Genomic DNA, 26,677 nt, shown 5'->3' with positions numbered 1-26,677 from the left:
CCGCTGTGGAGGCGCCGCAAACGGTGGCGTGCCGATGCGCTCAACCTACCGGAGCCGGGTCAGCCCGGCTCATCCAGGCGAGGCCTCGCGCCCCCGATGAAATCCGCCAATCCGGTCCCGTCGATGATCCGCTCATCCTTGCCGATTTTGATCATCGGCACGTTACCGGCCAGCAAAATGATGTTTCCCGCGCGTCGGCCCCGCAGCACCGCCGCCGGCCCCAGCAGAGCCACGTCGGCGAAGGCGGACCGGATCGTCGCGGCCTGGACGCGGGTGTGCGCGAGCGGCGGCACGTCGGTCAGGTTGACCACCAGCAAACCGTCCGGCACCAGGGCTCCCCGGAGCTTCGCGGCGAAGCCCGCCGACGACACGCTGGCCGGCATCGCCGCACCCTCGAACACGTCCAGGATGATCAGGTCGTAGCCGGTCGCCCGGTCGACGCTGCGGCCGGCCTCGCCGACCTCGACGGTGATCGACGACGGGATCGGCAGGAACCGCTCGACCAGCGTCACCAGCCCGGCGTCGCGCTCGACGACCCGCTGCCGGGCGGCCGGCCAGAGATGCGCGATCAGCCGGGGCATCGTCAGCCCGCCGCCGCCCAGATGCAGCACCGAGTGCCGCCGCCGCGACCGCACCACCCGTCCCAGCTCTTTCGCGTACGGGAACTCCAGGTGCTCCGGGTCGGCCAGATCCACGTACGACTGGGCGACCCCGTCGACCAGCACGGTCCACCCGTGCTGCCGGGCCGGGTCGGGGCGCAGTTCGGCCGTTCCGAGGTCGACGACAGCGTGTACGGGAGCGCGTCGGTTGCCGGGCGGTCCCATCCTGGTGACCCTACTCAGGTACCCCTGCCCCGCCGCCGAGAGAACCGGTGTGACGCGGCCGACCGGGCCGCGCCGAAGCGGAGGAGTACCCACGTGGCCGGACCGTCTGTCGAGCTGTCGCCCGTCATCGCGGCGAGCACGCACTGGCTGTCGCGTGCTTACCCCTCGGGGAGCGCGGACACGATCGCGCACACCCTCTCGGAACTGCAGGCCCGGCAGGCCGTGACCGTGGCGGCCTGGCTGCGCTACCCGACCGCGGTCGACGCGGCGCTCGTCGCGATCGCCGGCCCCGGCGGCTCGGCGGTGCTCGACTGGCGGGCCGGCAGCGAGCCCGCCGACGAGGAGGCCGAGGAGGAGGGCTGGCGCACCTGGGTCGACGAGGTCGTCGTCAGCTGGGCCGCCTGCCTGCTGGCCGACCCCGAGCTGGCCCGCCGGGGCGTCGACGCGGTGATCGCCGCGGTGCCGCTGGCCCAGGACCGGCCGCTGCCCTACCCGCGCGTGGGCAAGGCTCCGGCCGAGTTCCGCCGCCTGCTCGAGCCCGACCGGCGTGACCTGGACGCGACCGTCCTGCTGCGCCACCCCGACCTGCTCGAGCCGATCGCCACCCTGCACCGCGACACCCTGCTCTACCTGCTCGACGCCGAGCACGTCGAGCAGACCGCCTGATCTCCCGGTGATGAAGGCCGGCACCCCGCGGGGTGCCGGCCTTTTCGGCGCCTGGCCCGATCCCGATTCGGCGCCTGGCCCGAATCCGGTTCGGCGCTTGGCCCGAATCCGGGAAGAAATCTTCGCGCGAATGCAGCATTCTTGCGGCGCCGGGCGTTACCGGTGCACAAGCGAAGACGAACGGGGAGTTCGCGGATGCGTGATGCGGACAGCTTCGACGAGTTCTACCGGGACACGTCCGCCAGGATGTTGCGCTACGGCTACGCGCTGACCGGGGATCTCGCCGAGGCTCAGGATGTGGTGCAGGAGGCGTACACGAGAGCGTGGCGCCACTGGGGGAGGGTCGCCGCCCACCCGACGCCCGAGGGGTGGCTGCGTCTCACCGTCACGCGTCTGGCCACCGACCGGTGGCGCCGGCTCAGCGGCTGGCGGGCCGCCGTCCGCCGCGCCGGGCCGCCCGAACCGGTCGGGCCGCCCAGCGAGGACGCGGTCTGGCTCACGACCGCGCTGCGCCGGCTGCCGGGGCCCATCCGGCAGGCGGTCGCGCTGCACTACCTCTTCGATCTGCCGGTGGCCGCCATCGCCGCCGAGACCGGCGCTCCGGTCGGCACGGTGACCGCACGGCTGCACCGGGGCCGCACCGAGCTCGCCGCGATCCTCACGCCGGGTTCACGTACGCCGGAGGTCAAGAATGCCGAATGACATCGAGCGCGGATTCGCCGCCCTCTCCACCGACACCGACCGTGGCCTGCTGCTCTCCGGGCCCGAGCTGCGTCGCCAGGCCGCGCGTCGCGGGTCCCGCCGGGTCGCGCTGACCGCCTCCGCCGCCGCGGTGCTCGTCGTCGGGGCGATCGGCGCCGGCTGGGCCCTGGCCGGCGACGACGGGCGGCAGACGGTACTGCCGACCGCGGCCGGCAGCACCGGCGTCGGCGAGCCGTCGGGCGCGGCCTCGCTCGGTGACCCGGCGCCGAGCCTGCCCACCCCGTCCTCGGCCCCGCCCTCTCCCTCGGCGCCGCCGACGACGACGCCGTCCTCCGCGTCGCCGACCAGCCGGCCGCCGGCGATCCCGCCGTCGGTCCCGGCCCGGGCGTTGCTCTCGGGCGCGGACGCCGGCATCTCCGACGTGGCCCGCTCCGAGGATCGCTTCGAGCCGCTCGAGTTCTGCTCCAAGGCGAAGTTCGGCAGCGAGGACGAGGTCGGCGTACGGGCCACGGTGCGCATGTTCTACCGCGGGCCGGAGGCCGGCGCCGGCTCGGTCCCCGACGACACGGTCTACAACACCGTCACGGTCTATCGCGGCGACGGCGCCGGGAACTACCTGGACGAGCTGCGGCGGGCGGTGGAGGTGTGCCCGACCGGCAAGGTCGGCGACTCCCAGGCGCAGTTCGACTCGCTCGGGTCGCTCGGCGTGGGCGACGAGTCGATCCTGATCGACCGCTCGTTCGAGTCCCGCGACGGCCAGGGCGAACCGGTCGACAACGGCTCCCGCAACCACACGTACATCGCGGCCATCCGGGTCGGCGACGCGGTCACCCTGGTCGACGGGCGGGGCTACGAGGGGTGGGGCGCCAGCCGGGCCAACTTCACCAAGCAGCTGGCCGGCCGCGCGGCCGCCCGGCTCGAGGACTGGCGAGGCTGAAGCGGCGTCGCTCCCGGCGGCAAGTCGGTGCCCGGCCAGCCGGCCCAGGACCCCGACGGCGGCTGAGCGCACCGGATCAACTGGACCGGAGCTGTAGAACCGCCGGCCGGGCATCGGCCAGGTCAGGATTCCTCGCTGACGGCCCGGACGGCCCGGACGGCCCGGACGGCCCGGACGGCCCGGACGGCCCGGACGGCCCGGACGGCCCGGACGGCACTGACGGCCCGGACGGCACTGACGGCCCGGACGGCACTGACGGCTCGGTCGGCACTGACGGCTCGGTCGGCACGAGGCCTCCGGTAGGGGCGGTTCAGCCTGGTCGCCGAACCGACCACCGGAGACCTCGTCGTCGGGGGGCCGCCGTGTGAATCGCCTAAGCCAGGCGGGCCGGGAAGCCGCCGGTGGCGATCGGGCCCCAGCGGTCGACGGTGATGCGGATCAGGGACTTGCCCTGCTCGCGCATCGCCGTGCGGTATTCGTCCCAGTTCGGGTGCTCGCCCGAGATGACCCGGAAGTATTCGACCAGGGGTTCGAGCGCCTCGGGCAGGTCGAGCACCTCGGCCGTACCGTCGACCTGCACCCACGGGCCGCCGAAGTCGTCGGAGAGCACACAGACCGACACCTGCGGGTTGCGCCGCAGGTTGAAGACCTTGGCCCGCTCGGGGTAGGTCGAGATCACGATGCGGCCCTCGGTGTCGACACCGCACGTGTTGGGCGAGGCCTGCGGGCGGCCGTCGCGCCGGGTGGTCATCAGGATGGCCTTGTGACGCGGGCGCAGGAACTCGAGCAGTTCCTCGCGGGAGGCCTCGGTGTTGGTGGCGATCGTGCGTGGCATGGCTTTACTCCGTCACCCTCGCGCCGGCCTCGTGCGGCGTCACTCCGGCGTCAGCGGTCTTGCGCCCGTCGATCTCGGCGACCCGGGCCGCCCCGATGATGCCGGCGTTGTTGAGCAGGGTGGCCGGGACCATCGGCGTCCGGATGTCGATCAGCGGCAGGAAGCGGTCGGATTTCTTGCTGACCCCGCCGCCGATGATGAACAGCCGGGGGGAGAGCAGCATCTCGACGTGGGCCAGGTAGTCGCGGACCCGGCCGGCCCATTTCTCCCAGCTCAGGTCCTCGTTCTCGCGGGCGCGGTCGGAGGCCTTGAGCTCGGCGTCGTGACCGTCGAGCTCGAGGTGGCCGAACTCGGTGTTCGGGATCAGCGTGCCGTCGAGGAACAGCGCGCTGCCGATGCCGGTGCCGAAGGTGAGCATCATGATCAGGCCGGTCTGGTCGCGGCCCGCGCCGAAGGCCACCTCGGCCACCCCGGCGGCGTCGGCGTCGTTGAGCACGGACACCGGACGGCCGAGCCGCTCGGTGAACAGCTGCGCGGCGGGGGCGTCGAGCCACGACTTGTCGACGTTGGCCGCGGTGCGGGTGACCCCGTCGACCACCACGCCGGGGAACGTGATGCCGACCCGGTCGTAGCCGCCCTCGAACTGCGCCGCCACCTCGGCGACCGCCTCGACGACGCGGGTGACGTCGGACGGCTGCGGGGTGGGCACCCGGAACCGCTCGGCGAGCAGCTCGCCCTTGGCGGTGTCGACCGGGGCGCCCTTGACCCCGGAGCCGCCGATGTCGATGCCGAGAATGGCCATTCTGTTTCCCGTCTTGAGGTGCTGGTTGTGCCCCGCTGTTTACCACGGAGCCCCGACATTAAATCCCGTCGTCGATTCGGGCGCTGCAGCGGTTGCCGGGTGACACTCGTACTTTCGGCTAGTCACGGCTCCCCTTCTCGGTTAGCGTTGAAGGACTGAACGGTCGCCGCGTGCGGGCACGGCTCTCTGCCCGCCCCCTGGAGGACCTCTGATGACCGTGTCCGTCGCCGAGCGCACCGCCGCCGATCTGCTGGCCGGCCTGGCCGCCCTGCCCGATGACCACCACGACCGTCCCCGCCTGCGGGACCGCGCCATCGAGGCGTGGCTGCCGCTGGCCCGCCACCTCGCCCAGCGCTACTCCGGGCGGGGCGAGCCGACCGACGACCTGGTGCAGACCGCGACCGTCGGCCTGATCAAGGCGGTCGACAAGTTCGACCCTTCCCGCGGGGTGGATTTCGCGGGTTACGCGATCCCGACCATCATCGGTGAGATCAAGCGTCACTTCCGCGACCGCACCTGGTCGGTCCGGGTGCCGCGCCGCCTGCAGGAGCTGCGCCTGGCCATCACCGAGGCCAACAGCACCCTGACCCACAGCCTGGGCCGCTCCCCGACAGTCGCCGACGTGGCCACCCACCTGGGGGTCAGCGAGGAAGACGTCCTGGAGGGCCTCGAGGGCGCCCGCGCCTACAACGCGACCAGCCTCTCGACGCCGGTGACCGCGGACGGCACCACCGAGCTGGGCGACACGCTCGGCGGCGAGGACAACGAGTTCGAGCTGGCCGAGACCCGCGTGGCGCTGGGCCCGGCTCTCGCGCGGCTGGACGAGCGGGAGCAGAGGATCCTGACGCTGCGCTTCTACGGCAACCTGACCCAGTCGCAGATCGCCGACCAGGTGGGCATCTCGCAGATGCACGTGTCCCGCCTGCTGACCCGCGCCCTGGCCAAACTCCGCTCGGAGCTGCGCGACGCGCTCTGATCCGACGCGCTCCGATCCGCGGCTCTTCGGCGTGACCACTCACTCACGTCGCCCGGGTGTGGTGAGCGTTCTGGGCGCTCCGGCGCCCTGCTCGCCGCACCCGGGCCCTCGACGGGAGTGACGGTCCGTACCCACCGCCCCACTACGACAGCTTGAAGCCCTTGATCGAATGCTTACTGGGCGCCTGAAGCCTGCCAGTTGAGCGAGACGAGAAGCGACCGCGCCTGCTCCGCCACGTCCGGGTCGGTGACGACCGCGTACTGGCCGGCCTGGATCGAGGACCGGGACGCGAAGTCGCGGCGCCCACCGGTGGCGGCGTGGGCGATCGCGCCGAAGACGGCTCCCCAGGCCGCGCCGATCAGCAGGCAGACCAGGATGACGGCGAGCCAGCCGGAATCGCTGAACAGGCCGAACAGCAGGCCGACGAAGAGACCGAACCAGGCGCCGCTGGCCGCGCCGGCGAGCGCCGCGCGACCGACCGTCAGGCGCCCCAGCACGTTCTCGATCAGGCGCAGGTCGGTGCCGATGATGGCGGTGCGCTCGACCGGGAACTTGTTGTCGCTCAGCGTGTCGACGGCCTTCTGCGCCTGCGCGTACGTGGGGTAGGTGCCGACCACGACGGTCGGTGATCCGCCGCCGGCGACGGTCTGTGCCGGCAGGCTGGGCACTCCGGCCGGACCGGGCGGGATGCCGCCGGCCGAGGTCGGGTTGTCGGGGGTGGGTGCGGTCATTTCTGCCTCCCTTGACGCGGCGACCGGCGGCTGCCGGAGCACCGGACTACTTCTTCGCGGGCATCGGGTCGGGCACCGAGGGGGGCGCCGGAGCGGACGTCGGAACGGGGTAGGCCGCGGCCATCCGGGCCCAGATGAGGAACGCCGCGGCCGCGGCGGCGGTGATCGCCGCCGAGCCGGCCAGGAAGGCGAACCGGCCGGAGACGAGATCGGGCATGGCTCCCTCGGACAGGGCGACCGCGGCCAGGCCGAGCAGGCCCGCGGCGGCGGCCACGGCGCCGAAGACGAGCAGCGGCATGCTGACGACCCGGCTGGCCGCCCGGGTCTCGACCGGCGTGCGCAGCCGGATCACGAACACCGCGAACGCGCCCCAGGCCAGCGTGACCAGCAGCGCGGCCAGCGTGTCGCTGGGGCGGTGCCATTCGGCCCAGACCGTGGCCACGGCGATGACGGTGACGTAGCCGAACCCGACCAGGGCGACCATGCCCCGCAGCGCCTGCGGCAGCACCAGGATCACCGCGAACGCGACCGAGGCGGCGGCGGTGGTGTGGCCGCTGGGAAAGGAGTTGGCCATGGCCGTCCCGTCCAGGTCGGGCCGGGGCAGTTGGGTCTTGAGCAGCTGGGTCGTGCCGTTCGCGCCGATGACCAGCAGGGCCGCGCCGACCGCGAGGTCGAGCCGGCGGCGCAGGGCGCCGAACACCGCGGCGAACAGGCAGACCAGCACGAGGCTGACCAGGGTGGTGCCGTTGAGCGTGCGCTCCAGCACCTCGACCACCCGGGGATGGTGGACGTCGGCGCCGCGCATCACGAGGGTGTCGACCCGCTGGCCCATCGTGCTGCGCACGGCGACCTCGTAGAGCGCGACGACCGCGAGCGTGGCCAGCACGGCGACGGACAGCGGCGCGAGCAGGTGACGGGAGGCACGCGAACGCGCGGCCGTCGCCGGCTGGGGGGACGCCAGGACCGTCATGGGCGGTGTCCTTCGAAAGGGCTGAGCAGGGCGCTAGGCGCTTTTCCCCACCGGCTGTGTTTCTAAGCGCGCCGCATCATAAGTCTCAGGAAGGTTCCGGCGACACATCCGTCCCGGATGGATCCGGTCGCAACTTGTCTGCACCCGTGCGCGCTCTCGCCTCGCAACGCCCCGACGCCATCTTCGTAACCGACGCCGCCCGTTACGAAGGAGACGTTTTAGATGAGGCAGTACGCCCGCCGGTTCGCCGGCCCGTTGCTCGTGTTCACCGTCGGCGCCGGTCTGGTGGCCGCGCCGGGTGCGGCGAACGCGGCCGCGGTCCCGGCCACGATCGACGTGCGCACCACGCTCAAGGTGCGGTCCGCGCCCTCGCTGGCCGCGCAGGTGGTCGGCTCGCTCCGCGACAACCAGAGGATCACTGCCGTCTGCGCCGTCACCGGCCAGAGCGTACGGGGCTCCGTGCGCACCACGACCCAGTGGGACAAGCTCAGCACGGGTGGCTACGTCACCCACGCGTACGTCCGTGGCGGCGCGACCGTCAAGCGGTGCGCCACCACCTCACCGCAGGCCGAGGCGGTCAAGGCCAAGCCGGTCAAGGCCAAGCCGGCCCCGGCCAGGAGCGCCGCCTACCAGGTCGGCACCGTGCGCAGCGCCGACGGCAAGGTCAACATCCGGTCCGCCCCGTCGACCACCGCCCCGGTGCGCCGCGTCGTCGCCAGCGGCGTCAAGGTGAACGGCGTCTGCTCCGTGCCCGGCCCGATGGTCAGCGGCACGGTCCGCTCGACCACGCTGTGGAACAAGCTGACCGACGGCAACTACATCTCCCACGCGTACGTCGTGACGGCCGCGCTCAAGGCCTGCCCGGGCACGCCGTCCACCCCGTCGGCCCCGGCCGTGTCGCTCACGCCGGAGCAGTTCGTCCAGGCCGCCGTGCCGGGCGCGCAGCTCGGCTGGCGCGAGTACGGCGTACCGGCCTCGGTGACGATCGCGCAGGCGATCCTCGAGTCGGGCTGGGGCCGCAGCGGCCTCGCGGCGGTCGACCGCAACTACTTCGGCATCAAGTGCCAGAACGGCCGCTACGGCACGCTGGCCAACGGCTGCCACGACTACCGCACCCAGGAGTGCACCAAGGCCGGCAACTGCTTCACCACGACGGCGACCTTCCGGACGTACGCCTCGATGGCGCACTCGTTCCGCGACCACGGCAACTTCCTGCGGGTCAACCCGCGGTACACGCCGGCGTTCTCCTACACCAAGAACGCGAACGCCTTCATCTGGAACGTGTGGAAGGCCGGGTACGCGACCGACCCGAACTACTACACCAAGGTCACCACGCTGATGGCGCAGCAGAAGCTGTACCAGTACGACGTCTGGAAGTAGTCCGCCTTTCCTCACCCCCGTCCGCCGAACCCGGTGGGCGGGGGTGATTTGCGCCTTATGCTGGTTTTGGTGAAGCGACGGGAACTCTCGGCCGCCGCGGCGGATGCCCGCCGCGGACGTTTCACCGGTCTTCTGCTGGCCGCGACGATCCTGCTCGCCGGGCTCACCGTCGTCATCTCGGTCTATGCCGTGATGCGCTCCGGGCAGCGCCAGAGCGCCGAGCGGGTGATGGACCAGCGCACCGAGATGGCCCGCGCGGCGGTGCAGACCGAAACCGAGCGCTACCGGTCGCTGCTCGAGACCGCGGCCGCCGGAATCGGCACCGACCCGTCCCTGACCTGGGAAGACTTCGACGCGGCGACCGCGCCGCTGGCCTCGGCCAACCTCGTCGGCGCCGCCTCCCTCGCCTACGTCGTGCCGACCACCACGAACCGCATCCCGGACGTGCAGAGGCTCTGGCGTTCGCGTGGCTCCGAAGGACTCACCCTGCGCCCGGCCGTCGCCGGTCAGGAGCACTACTTCTCGATCTTCACCCGTCCGCTCAACGTCGCCGGCCCGCAGATGAACGGGCTCGACGTGGCCGCCGCGCCCGAAGCGGCCGCCGCGCTGCGCGAGTCGCGCCGGATCGGCCAGCCCAGCGTCTCCGACACGTACGTGCTGCTGCGCGACCGGAATCTGCCGGCGGCCCAGCAACAGCGCTCGTTCATCTTCGCCGCCCCGATCTGGACCCGCGCCAGTCACCCGGAGTTCCGCGGCTGGATGGTCCTCGGCCTGCGCGGCGAGGACTTCCTGCGGGGCATGCTGGCCACCGTCAGCCAGGGCCAGCTGGACGGCCGGCTGCTCGCCACCAACCGCGACGGCGGCCGGCCGGTCGTCGCCGAATACGCGGTCCCCGGGCGGACGGACCTGCGACGCGAGACCGACTTCATCGTCGCCGACCGCAAATGGGCCCTGGTCACCCGGGCCGCGGCGGCACGCCTGCCGGGCGCCTCGAGCACGCTGCCGCTGACCATGCTGCTCACCGGCAGCGGCATGTCGGTGCTGCTCGCCGGTCTCGTGTACGTGCTGGCCACCGGCCGGGCCCGGGCCTGGGCCCGGGTGCAGGTGGCCACGGCCGACCTGCGGGCGGCCGAGGAGGAGAGCCGCCGCCAGGCCGGTCTGCTCGGCGCGATCATGGCGAGCATCGGCGACGGGGTCGGCGTGGTCGACGAGCACGGAGCCTTCCTGTTGCACAACCCGGCCGCGAAGACGCTGCTCGGCGTGACCGAGGACTTGAACGACCCGGCCGGCTGGCAGCAGCACTACGGCCTCTACCGGCCGGACGGGCGCACCCCGTTCCCGCTGGAGGAGACACCGCTCATCCGGGCCCTGCACGGCGAGTCGTGCGACGGCGTCGAGATGCTCGTGCGCAACGACCGGCGCCCCGAGGGTGTGCTGGTCAGCGTCGACGGACGGCCGCTGGACACCAGCGCCGGCCGGCGCGGCGCGGTCGCCGTCTTCCACGACATCACCGCGATGCGGCGCTACGAGAACGACCTCGCGGTCTTCGCCGGCGTCGTGGCCCACGACCTCAAGGCGCCGCTGAGCGTCATCCGCGGCCACTGCGAAGTCGCCCGCGAGGACCTCGACGACGGCGAGCCGGCGGCCGCCCGGGAAAGCCTCGGCCGCATCACTCTCGCAGTCGACCGGATGGCCGGGTTGATCGACACGCTCCTGGCCTACAGCACCGCCCGCGATGCGCCGCTGCGCACGCGCCGGGTCGACCTCGACGAATTGGTCGGCGAGGTGGTGCACGACCGCACGGCCCACCTCCGCCCCGGTGACCGGCCGGTGATCACGATCGGCGCGCTGCCCGCGGTGACGGCCGACCCGGCGATGCTGCGGCACGTGCTCGACAACCTGATCGGCAACGCCCTCAAGTACGTGCGGCCGGGCACCGCGCCGCACGTGGACATCACCGGTTCCGTGGCCGGCGGCCGGGCCCGCGTCGAGGTGGCCGACCGCGGGATCGGCATCCCCGACGACGCCAAGGACGACGTGTTCGAGACCTTCCACCGGGCCCACGCCGAGGCCGGGTACGCCGGCACCGGCCTGGGCCTGGCCATCTGCAAACGCATCGTGGAGCGCCACGGCGGCGAGATCGGGGTGTCCGACAACCCCGGCGGCGGCACGCGGTTCCACTTCACGGTGCCCCACCCCGAGGAGACCGAGATGAAATCCACGTCCGACGACGAGGCCACCACCCGCGCGGCCCTGGAACGGGCCCTGGCCGAACGGACCGCGATGGAGAACTCGCGGCTGCCCGGCCTCAGCGCCCTGCCCGCCGCCGACCCGTCGTCGCACGACCCCGCCGCGGCCCGCCTGCGCGCGCCCGTGCCCGACCACCACCCGCGCCCCGAATAACCCGGGCCACCGGCGGCCGGAGGTGTCGCACCCCTGATCGAGGGGCAGGATGGGAGTCATGACGATTCCCGCACTGCCGCTACCCAAGGCGGCCGACGGCACCCCGGTCGAGATGCCGCTGCTCGGCTTCGGCACCTGGCAGCTGAAGGGCGAGTCCGCGTACCAGGCGGTCCGGGACGCGCTCGAGGCCGGCTACCGCCACCTGGACACGGCCACCATGTACGGCAACGAGGCCGAGGTCGGCCGCGCCCTGAAGGACTCGGGCGTCCCGCGGGACGAGGTCTTCCTCACCACCAAGCTGCCGCCCGAGCGGGCCGGCCAGGAACGGGCCACGATCAGCGCCTCGCTGCGAGCCCTGGGCGTCGAGGCGGTCGACCTGTGGCTGATCCACTGGCCGCCGCACCGGGGCCGCTCGGTCCAGGTGTGGCAGCAGTTCGTCGCCGCCCGCGAGGAGGGCCTGACCCGCGCGATCGGTGTCAGCAACTTCGACGCGGCCGAGATCGACGAGCTCACGTCGGAGACCGGCCAGACCCCCGCGGTCAACCAGATCCGCTTCGGGCCGTCGCTCTACGACCCCCGCATCCTGGCCGCGCACCGCGAGCGCGGCGTGGTCCTCGAGGGCTATTCACCCTTCAAGACCACGAACCTGAACGACCCGGTCCTGACCCGGATAGCAGCCACCCACGGCGTCGACCCGGCCCGCGTCGTCCTGCGCTGGCACATCCAGCACGAGATCGTCGTGATCCCCAAGTCCCAGACCCCCGAGCGCATCGCCCGCAACGCCGACCTGAACGGCTTCGTCCTCACCGACGACGAGATGCGAGAGATCGACACCCTGAGAAACTGACCGATCGGAGACGTCGGCGGCGTCGGAGTGAAATCTGATTCTCAGATAAGGTGGGCTGTATGCGGACGATGACCGCCACTGAAGCCTCCCGTAACTTCTCCGACCTGCTCGACGCCATCGAGCGGGGCGAAACCGTGACCATCACCCGGGGCAACCAGCCGATCGCGGAGATCGGACCGGCTCGCCGTCGGACCGGCGCGGACCTGCGTGCCGCTCTGGCCGGCCTCCCCGCACCGGACGATCGATTCGAGGAAGACATCGCAGCTGCGGTGCGCCTTCTGGATTCCGAGCGTGGTGACCCGTGGGCCGACGCCTGATTCTCGATACCAACGTGTTGATCGCCTACGAGCGGGGAGCGATCGACCGATCAGCGCTGGACCACGACGAACTGGCGGTCGCCGCCATCACCATCGCCGAATATCGCGTCGGCATAGAACTCGCCGACACGGCGGAACGGGCGGCCAGCCGCGCGCGTGCGCTGGCCGCCATCGAGAGCGTTGTCGATGTTCTCGACTACACGAAGACCACGGCGACCCACCATGCGCGCCTGATAGCTCAGGTGCGTAGAGCGGGCACTTCCCGAGGCGCGCATGGTCTGATCATCGCGGCTCATGCCGCCGAAACGGGCCGGACGGTTCTGACTCGTGACGTCAAGGCCGCCTTCGCTGACCTTCCGGGAGTCTCGGCGATCGACACGCCGTAGGTGATTCCCGACTCGGGGGCGGTGTTAATCACCAGGCGTTCGCGGCCGGATCCGCCTATTCTTGCTGCGCGATGTCGACAACACCTGCTGCACCGGCCCTGGCTGAACTGCGCAACCGGATCAACGAACTCCTTCCGCGGGACGAGCGGCGCCTGCACCGACGGCTCGAGGGCACGCGGCGCCTCCGGGACGAGGAGTCCCGGGCCGCCGCCCTCGGCGAGATCTCGGCCGAGGTCGAGAAGGCCGCGGCCCGTCTCGCCGCGCGCGTGGCCAGTGTGCCCCCGATCAGCTATCCCGAGGCGCTGCCGGTCAGCCAGTGCAAGGACGACATAGCCGCGGCCATCCGCGACCACCAGGTCGTCGTCGTGGCCGGGGAGACCGGGTCGGGCAAGACGACGCAGATTCCCAAGATCTGCATGGAGCTGGGCCGGGGGGTCCGCGGGCAGATCGGGCACACCCAGCCGCGGCGGATCGCGGCCCGCACCGTGGCCGAGCGGATCGCCGAGGAGGTCGGGCGGCCGCTGGGCACCACCGTGGGCTACAAGGTGCGCTTCACCGACCAGGTCGGCGACGACACGCTGGTCAAGGTGATGACCGACGGCATCCTGCTGGCCGAGATCCAGAACGACCGCAACCTCTTCCGGTACGACACGCTGATCATCGACGAGGCGCATGAGCGCAGCCTCAACATCGACTTCATCCTCGGCTATCTGCGCGAGCTGCTGCCGCGGCGGCCCGACCTCAAGCTGATCATCACGTCGGCGACGATCGAGACGCAGCGCTTCGCCGAGCACTTCGCCGACCGGGACGGCAAGCCGGCCCCGGTGATCGAGGTGTCCGGCCGTACGTTCCCGGTCGAGGTGCGTTACCGGCCGCTGGTGACGACGACCGAGGACGACACCGAGGAGCCGCTGGACCAGATCGACGGCATCGCCGAGGCGGTCGACGAGCTGGGCCGCGACGGTGACGGCGACATCCTGGTGTTCCTGTCGGGCGAGCGCGAGATCCGCGACACCGCCGACGCGCTCGGCAAGCGCAACCTGCGCAACACCGACATCGTCCCGCTCTACGGCCGGCTCTCCGCCGCCGAGCAGCACAAGGTCTTCGAACGGCACTCCCAGCGCCGAGTCGTGCTGGCCACCAACGTGGCCGAGACCTCGCTGACCGTGCCGGGCATCCGCTACGTCATCGACCCGGGCACCGCGCGGATCAGCCGCTACTCCAGCCGGCTCAAGGTGCAGCGCCTGCCCATCGAGCCGGTGTCGCAGGCCAGCGCCAACCAGCGCAAGGGCCGCTGCGGCCGGGTCGCCGACGGCATCTGCATCCGGCTGTTCTCGGAGGAGGACTTCGAGTCCCGCCCGGAGTTCACCGAGCCCGAGATCCTGCGGACCAACCTGGCCAGCGTCATCCTGCAGATGACCAACCTGGGCCTGGGCGACCTGGCCAAGTTCCCGTTCATCGACCCGCCCGACCGGCGCAACATCACCGACGGCGTCAAGCTGCTCGAGGAGCTGGGCGCGCTCGACGACCGCAAGCTCACCCCGCTGGGCCGCCAGCTCGCGCAGCTGCCGGTCGACCCGCGGCTGGCCCGCATGGTCATCGAGGCCGACCGGCAGGAGTGCGTCGCCGAGGTGATGGTGATCGCCGCCGCGCTCTCCATCCAGGACCCGCGCGAGCGGCCGGTGGACAAGCAGCAGCAGGCCGACGAGAAGCACGCGCGGTTCACCGACAAGGAATCGGACTTCTTCAGCTACCTCAACCTGTGGCGCTACCTGCGCGAGAAGCAGCAGGAGCTGAGCGGGAACCAGTTCCGCCGGCTGTGCCGCAGCGAGTTCCTCAACTACCTCCGGGTACGCGAATGGCAGGACATCTACGCCCAGCTGCGCCAGGTGGCCCGTACCCTCGGGTTGTCCCTGGTGGAGGACCGGGAAGAGATCGCCGGCGGGCAGAACGTGCACACCGCCCTGCTGTCCGGCCTGCTCTCGCACATCGGTCTCAAGGAGACCGACAAACGCGAGTACCTGGGTGCCCGTGGGGCCAAGTTCGCCATCTTCCCGGGCTCGGCGCTGTTCAAGAAGCAGCCGCGCTGGGTGATGTCGGCCGAGCTCGTCGAGACCAGCCGCCTCTGGGGCCGCGTCAACGCCCGCATCGAGCCCGAGTGGGCCGAGAAACTCGCCCCGCACCTGGTCAAACGGTCCTACAGCGAGCCGCACTGGGAAAAGAAGCAGGGCGCCGTGATGGCGTACGAGAAGGTGACCCTGTACGGGTTGCCGATCGTTCCGCGGCGCAAGGTCGGCTATTCCAAGGTCGACCCCGTGGTCTCGCGGGAGCTGTTCATCCGGCACGCGCTCGTCGAGGGCGACTGGGAGACCCACCACAAGTTCTTCGCCGAGAACGCCCAGCTGCTGGCCCGGATCGAGGAGATCGAGAACAGGGCCCGCCGCCGGGACATCGCGGTCGACGACGAGACCGTCTACGCCCTGTACGACGCCCGCATCCCGGCCGACGTCGTCTCCGCGCGGCATTTCGACTCGTGGTGGAAGAAGGCCCGGCGCGACGACCCCGACCTGCTCACGTTCACGCGCGACATGCTGGTCAACGCCGGTCGCGACGGTGTCGACCCGAACGCCTACCCCGACGCCTGGCTGGCCAACGGCGTGCGGCTTCCCCTGACGTACGCGTTCGAGCCCAACTCGCAGGCCGACGGGGTGACCGTCGAGGTGCCGATCGCGCTGCTCAACAAGCTCGACGCGGACGACTTCGGCTGGTCGGTGCCGGGCTTCCGCAAGGACGTGGTGATCGCGCTGATCCGGGCCCTGCCCAAGGCGCTGCGCACCAACTTCGTACCGGTGCCGGACTGGGCCGAGGCGGTGCTCGACCGGGTACCGGCGCGGCGGGGCCCGCTGCCCGACGCCATCGGCAACGAGTTGCGGCGGCTCACCGGGACGGTCGTGCCGCGCGACGCCTGGCGGCCGGACGAGGTTCCCGGCCACCTGCGGGTCAACTTCCGCGTGGTCGACGAGCAGGGCGAGGTGCTGGCCGAGGGCCGCGACCTGGACGTGCTGCGGCGCTCGCTGGCGCCCAAGGTGCGGCAGACCATCGCCCGGGCCGCCGGCGACATCGAGCGGCGCGGGATCACCACCAACGACTTCGGCATGCTGCCCCGCCGGGTCGCCCAGGTCCGCGGCGGCTACGAGGTCAACGTGTTCCCGTCGCTGGTCGACGAGGGCGACAGCGTGGCCGTCAAGGTCTTCGAGACGGAGGCCGAGCAGCGGGTGGCGATGGTGGCCGGCACGCGCAAGCTGCTCCTGCTGACGTTGCCGCCGGCCGCGCGTTACCTGCAGGGCCGGCTCGACAACCGGGCCAAGCTCGAGCTGACCCGGGGCAACCCGTACCGGTCGATCGCCGACCTGCTCGACGACTGCGCCGGCGCGGCCGTCGACAAGCTGGTGGCCGACGCCGGCGGCCCGGTCTGGTCGTCGATCGAGTTCGCCTCGCTGCGCGACACCGTCCGGCAGGACCTGGTCGACGCGGTGGCGAACGTGGTCACCCAGGTGCGGCAGGTGCTGTCGACCGCGTACGACATCGAGCAGCGCCTGAAATCGCTGCGGGACCCGACGCTGCTGCCCGCCCTGGCCGACATCCGGCAGCAGCTCAAGGGGCTCGTGCACGCCGGCTTCGTGACCGAGACGGGCTGGCGTCAGCTGCACCACCTGCCGCGGTACCTGCGCGGCATCGTCCACCGGCTCGACCGGCTGGGCGGCAACCTGGCCCGCGACCGGCAGCTGACGGCGCAGATCCACGAGATCGAGTCGGAGTACCGCGAGTTGCGGACGCTCGGCGCGCCCGAGGAGGGGCTGCGGGAGATCCGCTGGATGATCGAGGAGTTGCGGATCAACTTCTTCGCTCAGTCGTTGGGTACCGCCTATCCGATATCGGACAAACGGATCTATAAGGCGATGGACCAGCTACCGGTGTAGCGCGCTCGTTGGCGCTCGGGTGCCGTTCGGTTACCCCCCTGTCATGGGGTTCCCGGAGGCCCTAGCGTTCTGGCCATGACGAACGAATTCCTGGCTTTCGCCCCGATTTCCGCGCTCGTTCCGGCCTCGCCGGCGACCGGCCTGCTGGACGAGATGATGGCGCGTGTGGGCGTCGACGGGATCGTCGCCGCGCTGGCCGACCCCGGCCTGCTCGCCCTGGTCGACCAGCACGCCGCCGCTGTCCGGGACACCCTCGCGTCGGCCGGCCGGGAGGCCGACGCCGACGGTCTCGCCGGGTATGCCCGGGCGATCGCCGCCGGCGCCCGCCGGATGAGCCGGGTGCTGCCCGAGCCCGGTCAGGCGCCGGCCGCGCCGGCCGAGTGGAAGGCCGCCGACTGGCACCTGCTGCGCCTGGTCGCGATCTGCATGATCGCCGAGGAGCACGGCGTTCTCTGACGTTTCCGCCGGGCGCGGGCGAGCCGTCCACCTTTCAGGCTCGCCCGAAACGCCTATAGGGGGGTGTTGCGGCGAAATCGGTCAATACGCCATCTTGTACGTATGAAGCTCGCTCTCGCTCTGGCCGCCATCACCGGCCTCGTCGTTCCCGCGGTGCCCGCGGCCGCAGCCCCGGCGCCCGCTCCCTCGGTCACGCCACCCGCGACCACCACCCCGGCCACGCCACTCCTGGTGGCCCGCTGGACCTTCGACGCCGGCGCGGTCGACGGCCGCGTCGCCGACACCTCGGGCCGCGGCCCGGCCCTCACCACCCGCACGGTCGACCAGGGCGTGATCCGCTTCGACACAGCGACCCCGAGCGGCCGTTACGCCTCGTTCCCGACCGCTTGTGCCACCACCGCACCCAAGTGCCCGCGTGCGCTGCTGGAAACCGCCAGCGTCCCCAACCTCAACCCGGGCACCCGCAACTTCCGCTGGTCGGCCCGGATGCTGACGATCAAGACGCAGATCACCGGCTCCGCCAACATCATGCAGAAGGGCGTGGCGACCACGTCGAGCCAGTGGAAGATGCAGGTCGGCAAGACCAACGGCCGCGCCCAGTGTGTCCTCGTCGGCACCGGATCACCCACCGTCTACATCGCCCGCTCCTCCGCGTCCGTCGCCGACGGCGAGTGGCACAAGGTGCTGTGCCAGCGCCGGGGCACGAGCCTCTCGGTGTGGATCGACGACCAGCTCGGCGGTCAGACCACGGTGCCGGCCACCCTGTCGATCAGCAACGCCCTGCCGCTGCGCATCGGCGGGCCGAACTTCAACACCAAGACCGACATGTACCACGGCCGCCTCGACGACGTCTACGCCGAGCTGGGCTGACCGGCGCGGTTACCTGAAGGTGCCCTGAGCTCGGAAAAGTGCGTTCTTCCGGGCTCGGGGCGGGCCTCCTACTGTCGTAGGGGTAACCCAACCCCGCAGGAGGTGTCAGCATGACCGTGACCTATATCGATCCGCCCGGGCTGCCGGAGAACGACGTCTACCGGCACGTGTCGGTGGCGACCGGATCGCGGCTCGTCCACCTGGCCGGCCAGGTCGCCTGGGACGGGGGCGACTTCGCCACCCAGGTCGAGCAGAGCTATCTGAACGTGGCCACCGCGCTCGCCGGGGCCGGGGCGACCTTCGCCGACGTCGTCAAGCTGACCATGCACGTCGTCGACTGGACGCCGGAGCGCATGCCGGAACTGCTGGACGGGATCGCCCGCGCGTCCGCCAAGCTCGGTGTGACCATCCAAGCGCCCGCTTCGCTGTTCGGCATCGTGACGCTCGACGTCCCCGAGCACCTGGTCGAGGTCGAAGCGATCGCCGTGCTCGACTGAGACGGTCCGCCGTCAGGCCTCGAACTTCCGGCGCGACGCCTCGATCTCGCCGAGGTAGGTCTGGGTCCAGCCGCACATGCCGTCGACGACCTTCCGCAACGCCTGGCCGGCCTCGGTGAGGGTGTAGTCGACGCTGGGTGGGACGGTGGGGTGCACCGTCCGCTCGACCAGGCCGTTGCGCTCCAGAATCCGCAGGTTCTGCGTCAGCACCTTGTGGCTGATGCCGCCGATCTCCCGGCGCAGTTCGTTGAAGCGCAGCGTGCGCTCCCCGAGAAACTCGATGATCAGCATTGACCACTTGGTGGCCACGTCCGAGAAGATCTCGCGGGCGAGTGAGTCGGCCCGGGCCAGATCGGCTTCCGGCGGAAGGTCGCTGATCTCCTGCCTGGTTCCCATCGCACGACCCTACGCCGGGCGCTCGCCTGCGGCCCAATGTTGCGGGAGTGGGACCGGCTCGACGGCACGGCCCCACTCCCTGGTTGTTTCAGCTGCGCCGACTGGTCGATTCAGCTGCGCCTGGTCGGTTCAGCTGCGCCTGGTCGGTTCAGCTGCGCCGGGTCGGTTCAGCCGCGCCTGGTTGGTTCAGTTTCGCCGGGTCGGTTCAGCCGCGCCGGGTCGGTTCAGTTTCGCCGGGTCGGTTCAGCTGCGCCGGAAGGCGTAGGAACGACCCGTGGTCGCACCGGACGCGCGGCCGGCGCGGGCACGCTCGGACCGTTGCCGGGCGGCCTGCCGCTCGTCGTGGGCGCCATGGTGCTCGGCGGCGCCGCGGCGGCTCCTCTCCGGACGGGAGAGGGCGGCCGCGAACGCGGTCACGGCGAGATCATCGGGGTTGAGCTGAACGGTGAAGCGCTGGTCAGGCATACCGACCTCCCATGCGTGGAGCCAGGGAAAGAAGCCAGGGAAGAGAACGTGATGCTCCGGGTGTCGGGCACGGTGGCGGCTCCACGGCGGACAACCCCGCCGGAGCACCCGGAACCGAGCACGGTGGACGGCCCCAAGGGCCGGAACATCAGGAGATCATGCGGTAGACGGTAGAAGGGCGCCGACGTGCGCGCCACTCATTTACCGGCGGGTGCCTCGATCGCGGCCTCGCCGGCGTTGAGCACCGCCATGGCCGTGGGGTAATCGCGCAGCTGGGACCGGACGGACTCCAGACCGACCCGCAGGGCCACCGGCGGGACGCCGCGGGCCTGCACCACACCGCTCGTCCAGGCCATGAAGTCGGTGAAGATCTGCGTCTCCGACACGTAGAGCGCGGCCGCCAGGAAGTCGACGATGTAGGCCATGTCCTCGGCCGTCGCATCCAGCTGGCGCTGGTTGTACTCGCGCATCGGGGGATAGGCGTCGGTCAGGCGGCGCATGGCCGTGCCGATCAGGACGCCGCGGTTGCGGACCACGTACGTGTATTCCTCGTCGCCCAGATAGGCCGACAACTGCGGGTCCGGGCTGTGCGGTGGCCAGTTGCGGGCCAGGCGCTGCACGGCCTCCTCGGCGCCGGCTGCCCACGCGTCGGCGCCCAGATGCTGCGCGTACCGGCCGCCGGGACCGAAACCGCGCCCACCGGCGATGACCGGCACCCCGGCCGCCTTGCAGGCCGTGATCGCGGCGTGCGCGCGGGGCAACCTGGTGGCGATCATGCAGCTCAGCGCGACCACGTCGGGACCGGTCTGGTGCAGGTGGGTGAGCAGGTGCGGCCCGGGCACGTTGGCGCCCAGGAAGTCGACCCGCCAGCCGTCCAGCCGCAGCATCTCGGCCAGGATGCGGGTCGGCAGCGCGTGCCACTCGCCGTCGACACAGGCGATGGTCACCCGCCCCCGGGTGGGTGGCACGTTCGTCCGGGCCGCCACCGCCGCCAGCGCGCGCTCGCTGATCGCGGTCGCGGCGTGCTCGCGGGCCACCGACCACTCGTTGGCCGCCCACAACTCGCCCACCCGGGCCTGGGTGCCGGCGATCAGGTCGATCATGACGCGCTGCGGCGTCACACCGCTGTCGAGCAGAGCCGTGACCACCTCGACGGCGCCGTACTCGTCACCGTCACCGACCAGGCGCAGAAAGTCGTCGGCCAGCCCGGGCTCGTCGAGCGAGCGCCGCGAATCGACGCTCATGACCGCTGTCGCACACGCCGGTCGTTGCGCCGGGCGTCGATCGCGAAGGGGGACTGGTTGCGCGAGCCGTTCCGCACACTCAACTGGGTGCGGGCCGGCGCGCGCACGGCCAGCATCGCGATGTCGTCGCGCGCGCCCCCGTGCACCCAGTCGCTCACCAGCTGGCGCACCCGCTCGACGGTCGCCACGGCCGGCATGCCGCGGCACTCGGCCAGCGCGTGGTGCAGCCGCTCCTCGCCGAACTGCTCGTCGCCGGTCGGGCCGCCCCGCGCCTCGGTGAGGCCGTCGCTGTAGAGCAGGCACAACTCGCCCGGCGCGAGCTCGACGTCGGCCGGGCGGACCACCGTCCGGGCGACGGCGCCGATCAGGGTGCCGCTGATCGGCACCTCCTCGACCGTGCCGTCCAGGCGCAGCACCAACGGCGCCGGATGACCGCCGGTGGCCAGCTCGAGCCGCACCCGGCCGTGCTCGCCCCGGCTCACCGAGCCGACGACCAGGGTCACGAACCGATGCTGGCGGCCCGACTCGAGCAACGCCCGGTTGAGCACCCGCAGCATCTCCTCGGGCGCCGCCCCGACCAGTCGCAACGCGCGCAGCGTCTGGCGCACCTTGCCGGTCAGCACCGCCGCCTCGGGCCCCTTGCCGCACACGTCGCCGAGGGCGATCACCGTGTCGGAGCTGGTGTCGGTCGGACCGAACACGTCGTAGAAGTCGCCGCCGATCCGCATCGCGTCGCGGGCCGCCTGGTAGGAGCCGACCAGCTCGATGCCGTCGGGCTGGATCAGCTCGGGCGGCAGCAGGTCGGCCTGCAGCACCGCGGTGGTGTCGACCTGCTCGCGGTAGAGCCCGGCGGCCGAGATGGCCGCCCCGGCCCGGGCCGCGAAGATGCGGGCGAGGATCTCGTCCTCGGGGCTGAACCGGGCGTTGTCGCCACGACGGGCCAGGATCAGCGCCCCGGCCGGCTCGGCGTTGCCGGGCAGCGGCGTGACCAGCAGCGCGCCGATCGGGCCGAAGTCGTCCGGCAACAGCCACTCGGGCGCCTGCGACGCGTCGAGCCACTTGCTCGGGATGGGCGGGAAGCCACCGAGCGCCTCGACCAGCCCCGGCACGTCGGCGAGCAGTGGCTCGCGCAGCAAGCCCTCGACGGCCGCCTCACCGGCGACCAGCCGCACCCACGGGGCCTGCCGCCGGTTGACCGGCAGCACCACCACGGCCGCGTCGGCCAGGTGGGCCACCGCCAGCTCGGCGGTGATGCGGGTGCAACGACCCTGATGCAGCGAGGACGAGAGACGGCGACCGGCCTCGGCCAGGAAGGCCGTGCGGGCCCGCTCGGCGCGCAGCGCGTCGGCGCGGGCCACCTCGTCGGTGCGATCGCGCAGATACCACCCGTAGTGGTCGGGCCCGAGCATCCGGCGCCGGCCCTGCAGGTGGCGGCCCTCGTACACGTCGGTGAAGGTGTCGTCGCCCGCGGCCAGGGCGCCGGCCAGGCCGGGAAGCGGCCCCTCGACGGCGTTGCCGCCGGCGGACAGGCCCGGCACCAGCGTCCGGGCCGCGGCATTGACCATCAGAATGGTGTCGTCGGCGGCGCCGCACAGCACGACCGCCTCGCTGGCGGCGTCGAGCGCGGCGCGCAGCAGGGCAGGCGCGGGCCCGTCGGTCAGCTTTTCGCCGGTGGAAATCGGCGACTGCGCCGGCAACCGTGTTGTTGGCGACTGTGCTGTCATGGTCCCTCCCGTCTCTCCCCGCCCGGACACGATCTCAGCTCACAGATCACGATCTCAGCTCACAGACTACGTGCCCATGAGCCGGACGGCCGGGCCCAGGTGGTCGATCAGGCCGCCTCGTCGCCGAGGTCGACCACGATCGGGGCGTGATCGCTGGGGCCCTTGCCCTTGCGCGCCTCCCGGTCGACCACCGCATCTGTCACCCGCCCGGCGACCGACGGGGTCGCATAGACGAGATCGATGCGCATTCCCTTGTTCTGGTGGAACATGCCGGCCCGGTAATCCCAATAGGTGAACGGGTGATCACCCTTCATCGGCCGCCCGACGACATCCCGCAGCCCGACGGCTCGGATCTCGGCCAGGGCCTCGCGCTCCGGCGGCGTGACGTGGGTGGAGCCGGCGAAAACCTTCGGATCCCACACGTCGTCATCGGTCGGCGCCACGTTGTAGTCGCCCGCCACCACGAGCGGCCCCGCGGCGACGTCGGCGACGAGCGCCGTGCGCAACGCGGCCAGCCACGAGAGCTTGTAGGTGTAGTGCGGGTCGTCCGGGGTGCGGCCGTTCGGCACATAGATCGAGTAGAAGCGGATGCCGCCGCAGAGGGCGCTGACGGCCCGCGCCTCCGGATCGGGAAAGCCCGGCTCCCCGTCGAAACCCCGGCGTACGTCCTCGATGCCGACCCGGGACAGCAGGGCGACGCCGTTCCACCGCCCCTGACCGTACGCAGCCGTGTCATACCCGAGGTCGCGGACCTCATCGGCCGGAAAGCCGTCGGCGGCGACCTTGGTCTCCTGGAGGCAGAGGACGTCGGGCTTGGTGGTGTCCAGCCACTCCAGCAGGCGCGGCAGCCGGGCCTTGACCGAGTTGACGTTCCACGTGGCGAAGCGCATCAGACCAGACTGCTACATGATCGCCCGCCACGCCCTCCCGGCGGCGGCGAGTCACACCGACCGGAGGGGAGGAAACGCCCGTCGGGGTTGGCAAGGCGATGCTCCGCCCGAAAGGAGAGCGGTGGCGCGGTGATCCCTGGGATGCGCGCCGGGACATGCGTCGGACGATCGGCGTGCGAAATGTCTGCCCAGCGCCGGCCGATCAGGGAAAGAGGTCCGCTCAGTGTCGGCGGATCATGCGTGTGGCGAGGAAGAGCGCGGCAGTCAAGCCCGCCGTGAGGATGAGAAGCACCGCGACCATCCAGACCACGGCTCCCTCGGAGCCCACCAGCGCCGCCATGCCATCTCCCTTCCGTATCAACCATAGGCCGAGTGTGATCCCCGTTACTACCGAACCCGGCCAGCGAATGATGCCCGAATCCCGCGCGGGATGCCAGTGCGGGCGCGAGGTTTGTCAGCATCCGTTCGCCCGCGCCGGCCGAGTGGTGGGGGCAAGGCGAAAAGACTGATTCGCGCCAGTCGCGGCGACCAGGTCGGCGCATCAGAGAAACGCGCAGGCCGCACTGGTTGCGGTCGGCGGAAGGCGGAGCTGAGACATACGCCGGGGCTCTGAGACTTGGTGGCCGTTGGTATTGGGCCGCGGCGGGTGGATGCGGCCGGCGGGTGTGAGCGTCAGGCTGGGCCGGGTTGGTGCGGTTCGCGCGGGGCGGACCTGCGAAAGGCGGATCTGCGCCGGGTGGGTGCGGCCCGCAGGTGTGAGCCTCGCAGGCTGTGCCGGGTGGTGCGGTTCGCGCGGGCGGGCCTGCGGTCGCGAGGTCCGGCCGCGCTCGGGGGTGCGGCCCGCGGGGGTGAGGCCCGGGCGGCGCCGGCGGTGTCAGGTGGCGGTGGTCTGGCCGGCCAGGGCGGCGGCGCGGCGGGCGTGCCAATGGCGGGCGAACTCGGCCGGCGGGACGGCCGGGCCCCACAGCCAGCCCTGGCCGCGCGTCACGCCGACCGCGGCCAGGGCGTCGCGCTGGACGCGGGTCTCCACGCCCTCGGCGATGACGCTGAGGCGCAGCGCTTGGCTCAGCGACACGATGGCCCGGACGATCTCGTCGTCCTCGTGGCCGGCGCCCAGGCCGGTCACGAACGAGCGGTCGATCTTGATGCCGGTGACCGGGAAGCGCCGCAGGTAGCCGAGCGCGGAGAAGCCGGTGCCGAAGTCGTCGATGAGGACCTGGCAGCCCAGCTCGCGGATCCCGAAGACCACGCGCCCGGCGACGCCGGTCGAGTCGACCAGCACCGACTCGGTCATCTCGACCGCCACGCAGGCCGGCGGCACGCCGTACGCCCGCATCTCGGAGGCCAGTTGCCCGGGCAGGCCCGGGTCGAGCAGCTGGCGGCCCGAGACGTTGACCGACACGTAGAAGGCGTCGCCCACGGTGCCGTCGGTGCGCCATTCACCCACCTGGCGCAGGGACTCCTGGCGCACCCAGTCGCCGATCGCGCCGATCAGCCCGGCGTCCTCGGCGATCGGGATGAACGTGGCCGGCGAGATGGGCCCGCGTGACGGGTGGGTCCAGCGCACCAGCGCCTCCGCGCCGGTCGGGCGGCCGGACAACAGGTCGACGATCGGCTGGTAGACGACGCTGAGCTGGCCGTCGCCGAGGGCCTTGCGGAGCGCGACCTCCAGCTCGATCCGCTCGCGCACCTGGGCGTGCATGGCCGCGTCGAAGGCGACGCGGCTGCCCGGGCCTTCGGCCTTGGCCCGGTACATCGCCGTGTCCGCGTCGCGCATGAGCGCCTCGGCCACCGCCGCCAGATCCGCACCGGAGGAGCTGCCCGCGCTCGAGAAGCCGTCCGCGCCGAAGAAGTTGCCCGCACGGGAGGAACTGCCCGCGCTGGAGGAACTGCCCGCATCGGCGGCGCTGTCTGCACCGAAGAAGCCGGCGGAGGCGTCACCGCTGGGCGGGGGAGCGGTCCCGGGCCGGGTGCTCTCCCCGGTGGTGAAGACCGGGTCCGAGGCGGACGACGAGCAGTCCGTGGCGAACGGGGCGCCGGCCGACGAGATGCCGATCGAGCAGGTGATGGTCAGTTCCGTGCCGCGCACCGGGAACGTCTGCGCGAAGCAGTCGCGCACGTCGTCCGCGAGCGCCGCCGCCTCTCGATCGTCGCCGGCGGTGGCCAGCAGGAACTCGTCGCCGCCGAGCGCGGCGACCGGCACCCCGGGCGGCGCCGCGGCGCGCAGCCGCCGGGCCACTTCGACGATCAGCTGGTCGCCGGTGTCGTGGCCCCACCCGTCGTTGACCAGTTTGAAGCCGTCCAGGTCGAGCAGCAGCACCCAGACCCGGCGGCGCCCGTCCGGCTCCAGGCGAGCGAGCAGGTCGGTCAGCTCGCGGCCGATCCGATAGCGGTTGGGCAGGCCGGTCAGCGCGTCGTGCATCGCCTGGTGCTCGGCCCGCAGGTGGGCCGCGGTCTGGGACCGTACGGCGGTGATCGCCCGCACGAGCAGCAGGGCGACGATCACCACGCCGGCGACCGCGATGGTGATCCGCTCGCCCCGGGAGTCGCGCACCGCCATCAGCACGAACGGACTGGCCAGGGCCGGTGCCAGCACCGCGATCCGCCGGGCCGACCAGGCCTGGACGGGGGGCCGCGCGGCCAGGCCGAACCGGGTCACCGACGGATGCAGGGCGGTCACGCCGACCAGCACGAAGCCGAGCAGGAAGGGGGCGTCGAACAGGGGCGAGGCGTACGTGATGCCGTTGGCGCCGACGATCGCGTACGCCGTGTCGCCCACGAACATCGACGTCATCGCACCCATCAGCGTCACCAGGCTGACCGGCCAGGTGGTGGCGGTGAAGGTGAGGTTGACGAGCAGCAGCAGCACGACCACGTCGAACAGCGGGTACAGCCCGGCCACGAACGACACGGGTCCCGGCCGGTCGGAGATCGCCGCGGCCGGCGCGGCCAGGAGCACGCCCACGACGAGCGCGCCGGCCACGCAGACGATCAGCCCGTCCAGCACCGCGTGCGGGTCGATGCTCTGCCGCCGGCGCAGCATGAGGCCGAGGAAGGCGCACAGCATCGCGTAGCTGCTGATGCTGCCCCCGTCGGCCAGCAGGGGCCAGAGCCCGGGCAGGCCCTCGACGGCCGGGCGGAGCAGCACCCCGGCCAGGCCGCCGAGCACCGCGCCGCCGAGCAGGCGCCAGGCGGTGCGGGGCTCGGCCCCGTGCCGGCGCGGCCCGGCGAAGCAGGCCCACACCGAGCCGCCCGCGACGACGAGCATGCAGGCAGCGTTCAGCGCCGGCGAGACGTCGGCGGTGTAGACGACGGTCGCCAGCAGGCCCAGCGACGCGAACAGCCGCCAATTCCTGATCATCAACCGTTGTTTCGGACG

At 71.9% G+C, this 26,677-nt stretch carries 24 protein-coding genes; 13 read left to right on the top strand and 11 right to left on the bottom strand.

What is annotated here, in order from left to right; genetic code table 11:
- Positions 1–59: 59 nt before the first annotated feature.
- Entirely contained in the window at positions 60–824 is a 765-nt protein-coding gene (locus tag HJC40_RS19775) for a spermidine synthase (protein ID WP_250002648.1), read from the bottom strand.
- A 93-nt stretch (positions 825–917) separates the two neighbouring features.
- Here HJC40_RS19775 and HJC40_RS19770 point away from each other — a divergent pair, with 93 nt between their 5' ends.
- The 3 genes from HJC40_RS19770 to HJC40_RS19760 all read left to right on the top strand — a co-directional run bounded on the left by HJC40_RS19770 (position 918) and on the right by HJC40_RS19760 (position 3,129).
- A complete protein-coding gene (locus HJC40_RS19770; RefSeq protein ID WP_250002647.1) occupies positions 918–1,490 on the top strand; it encodes a hypothetical protein in 573 nt (190 codons plus the stop codon).
- A 195-nt stretch (positions 1,491–1,685) separates the two neighbouring features.
- Positions 1,686–2,192, top strand: coding sequence for a SigE family RNA polymerase sigma factor (locus tag HJC40_RS19765; RefSeq protein ID WP_250002646.1), 507 nt, complete (start codon positions 1,686–1,688; stop codon positions 2,190–2,192).
- Complete coding sequence (locus tag HJC40_RS19760; RefSeq protein ID WP_250002644.1) at positions 2,182–3,129, top strand: hypothetical protein; 948 nt, start codon at positions 2,182–2,184, stop codon at positions 3,127–3,129. The genes HJC40_RS19765 and HJC40_RS19760 overlap by 11 nt, the downstream gene beginning before the upstream one ends.
- A gap of 373 nt (positions 3,130–3,502) precedes the next feature.
- Here the strand turns inward: HJC40_RS19760 and HJC40_RS19755 are convergent, their stop codons facing one another.
- Together HJC40_RS19755 and ppgK are read right to left on the bottom strand one after the other, a co-directional pair.
- Complete coding sequence (locus HJC40_RS19755; protein ID WP_250002642.1) at positions 3,503–3,964, bottom strand: PPOX class F420-dependent oxidoreductase; 462 nt, start codon at positions 3,962–3,964, stop codon at positions 3,503–3,505.
- A 4-nt stretch (positions 3,965–3,968) separates the two neighbouring features.
- Positions 3,969–4,766, bottom strand: coding sequence for a polyphosphate--glucose phosphotransferase (gene ppgK / locus HJC40_RS19750; protein ID WP_250002641.1), 798 nt, complete (start codon positions 4,764–4,766; stop codon positions 3,969–3,971).
- A gap of 211 nt (positions 4,767–4,977) precedes the next feature.
- Here ppgK and HJC40_RS19745 point away from each other — a divergent pair, with 211 nt between their 5' ends.
- Positions 4,978–5,742 carry an RNA polymerase sigma factor SigF gene (locus tag HJC40_RS19745; protein WP_250002640.1) on the top strand — a complete coding sequence of 255 codons (765 nt, stop codon included), beginning with the start codon at positions 4,978–4,980 and terminating at the stop codon, positions 5,740–5,742.
- Between the two features lie 173 nt (positions 5,743–5,915).
- Here HJC40_RS19745 and HJC40_RS19740 read toward each other — a convergent pair whose 3' ends face one another.
- The gene (locus tag HJC40_RS19740; RefSeq protein ID WP_250002639.1) at positions 5,916–6,473 is read right to left on the bottom strand and encodes a general stress protein; all 558 of its coding nucleotides are present in this window, start codon (positions 6,471–6,473) and stop codon (positions 5,916–5,918) included.
- 46 nt (positions 6,474–6,519) lie between these two features.
- Positions 6,520–7,443 (bottom strand): phosphatase PAP2 family protein, encoded by a 924-nt coding sequence (locus tag HJC40_RS19735; protein WP_250002637.1) that lies wholly within the window; start codon positions 7,441–7,443, stop codon positions 6,520–6,522.
- A 222-nt stretch (positions 7,444–7,665) separates the two neighbouring features.
- On the opposite strand from HJC40_RS19735, the gene gsmA reads away from it, so the two are divergent.
- From gsmA to HJC40_RS19690, 9 genes are all read left to right on the top strand, one after another.
- On the top strand, positions 7,666–8,823 hold the full coding sequence (gene gsmA, locus HJC40_RS19730; RefSeq protein WP_250002636.1) for a sporangiospore maturation cell wall hydrolase GsmA: 1,158 nt from the start codon (positions 7,666–7,668) through the stop codon (positions 8,821–8,823).
- A 69-nt stretch (positions 8,824–8,892) separates the two neighbouring features.
- Positions 8,893–11,226 carry an ATP-binding protein gene (locus tag HJC40_RS19725; RefSeq protein WP_250002635.1) on the top strand — a complete coding sequence of 778 codons (2,334 nt, stop codon included), beginning with the start codon at positions 8,893–8,895 and terminating at the stop codon, positions 11,224–11,226.
- A gap of 58 nt (positions 11,227–11,284) precedes the next feature.
- Positions 11,285–12,073: an aldo/keto reductase gene (locus HJC40_RS19720; RefSeq protein ID WP_250002634.1), complete on the top strand. Its 789-nt coding sequence runs from the start codon at positions 11,285–11,287 to the stop codon at positions 12,071–12,073.
- Positions 12,074–12,132: 59 nt separating this feature from the next.
- Positions 12,133–12,390 (top strand): type II toxin-antitoxin system Phd/YefM family antitoxin, encoded by a 258-nt coding sequence (locus HJC40_RS19715; protein ID WP_250002632.1) that lies wholly within the window; start codon positions 12,133–12,135, stop codon positions 12,388–12,390.
- Positions 12,375–12,776 (top strand): PIN domain-containing protein, encoded by a 402-nt coding sequence (locus HJC40_RS19710; protein ID WP_250002631.1) that lies wholly within the window; start codon positions 12,375–12,377, stop codon positions 12,774–12,776. The genes HJC40_RS19715 and HJC40_RS19710 overlap by 16 nt, the downstream gene beginning before the upstream one ends.
- A gap of 71 nt (positions 12,777–12,847) precedes the next feature.
- Entirely contained in the window at positions 12,848–16,756 is a 3,909-nt protein-coding gene (hrpA, locus tag HJC40_RS19705; protein ID WP_250002630.1) for an ATP-dependent RNA helicase HrpA, read from the top strand.
- Positions 16,757–16,831: 75 nt separating this feature from the next.
- A complete protein-coding gene (locus tag HJC40_RS19700; protein ID WP_250002628.1) occupies positions 16,832–17,212 on the top strand; it encodes a DUF6401 family natural product biosynthesis protein in 381 nt (126 codons plus the stop codon).
- A 102-nt stretch (positions 17,213–17,314) separates the two neighbouring features.
- On the top strand, positions 17,315–18,082 hold the full coding sequence (locus HJC40_RS19695) for a LamG-like jellyroll fold domain-containing protein (protein ID WP_250002626.1): 768 nt from the start codon (positions 17,315–17,317) through the stop codon (positions 18,080–18,082).
- 110 nt (positions 18,083–18,192) lie between these two features.
- Positions 18,193–18,579: a RidA family protein gene (locus HJC40_RS19690; protein WP_250002625.1), complete on the top strand. Its 387-nt coding sequence runs from the start codon at positions 18,193–18,195 to the stop codon at positions 18,577–18,579.
- 12 nt (positions 18,580–18,591) lie between these two features.
- Here the strand turns inward: HJC40_RS19690 and HJC40_RS19685 are convergent, their stop codons facing one another.
- The 6 genes from HJC40_RS19685 to HJC40_RS19660 form a co-directional block, all read right to left on the bottom strand.
- Positions 18,592–18,975, bottom strand: a complete 384-nt coding sequence (locus HJC40_RS19685) for a helix-turn-helix domain-containing protein (RefSeq protein WP_250002624.1) — start codon at positions 18,973–18,975, stop codon at positions 18,592–18,594.
- 243 nt (positions 18,976–19,218) lie between these two features.
- Positions 19,219–19,440: a hypothetical protein gene (locus tag HJC40_RS19680; protein WP_250002623.1), complete on the bottom strand. Its 222-nt coding sequence runs from the start codon at positions 19,438–19,440 to the stop codon at positions 19,219–19,221.
- Positions 19,441–19,637: 197 nt separating this feature from the next.
- Positions 19,638–20,684 (bottom strand): B12-binding domain-containing protein, encoded by a 1,047-nt coding sequence (locus HJC40_RS19675; protein WP_250002622.1) that lies wholly within the window; start codon positions 20,682–20,684, stop codon positions 19,638–19,640.
- Complete coding sequence (locus tag HJC40_RS19670; protein WP_250002621.1) at positions 20,681–22,408, bottom strand: PP2C family protein-serine/threonine phosphatase; 1,728 nt, start codon at positions 22,406–22,408, stop codon at positions 20,681–20,683. The genes HJC40_RS19675 and HJC40_RS19670 overlap by 4 nt, the downstream gene beginning before the upstream one ends.
- Before the next feature lie 107 nt (positions 22,409–22,515).
- On the bottom strand, positions 22,516–23,298 hold the full coding sequence (locus HJC40_RS19665; protein ID WP_250002620.1) for an exodeoxyribonuclease III: 783 nt from the start codon (positions 23,296–23,298) through the stop codon (positions 22,516–22,518).
- A gap of 874 nt (positions 23,299–24,172) precedes the next feature.
- A complete protein-coding gene (locus tag HJC40_RS19660; RefSeq protein ID WP_250002619.1) occupies positions 24,173–26,659 on the bottom strand; it encodes a bifunctional diguanylate cyclase/phosphodiesterase in 2,487 nt (828 codons plus the stop codon).
- Positions 26,660–26,677: the final 18 nt, after the last annotated feature.

The sequence above is a fragment of the Actinoplanes sp. M2I2 genome, assembly GCF_023544445.1.
Lineage (GTDB): Bacteria > Actinomycetota > Actinomycetes > Mycobacteriales > Micromonosporaceae > Actinoplanes.
Note: the sequence above shows the minus strand (reverse complement) of the source record. Positions and strands in the feature narration are given on the sequence as shown.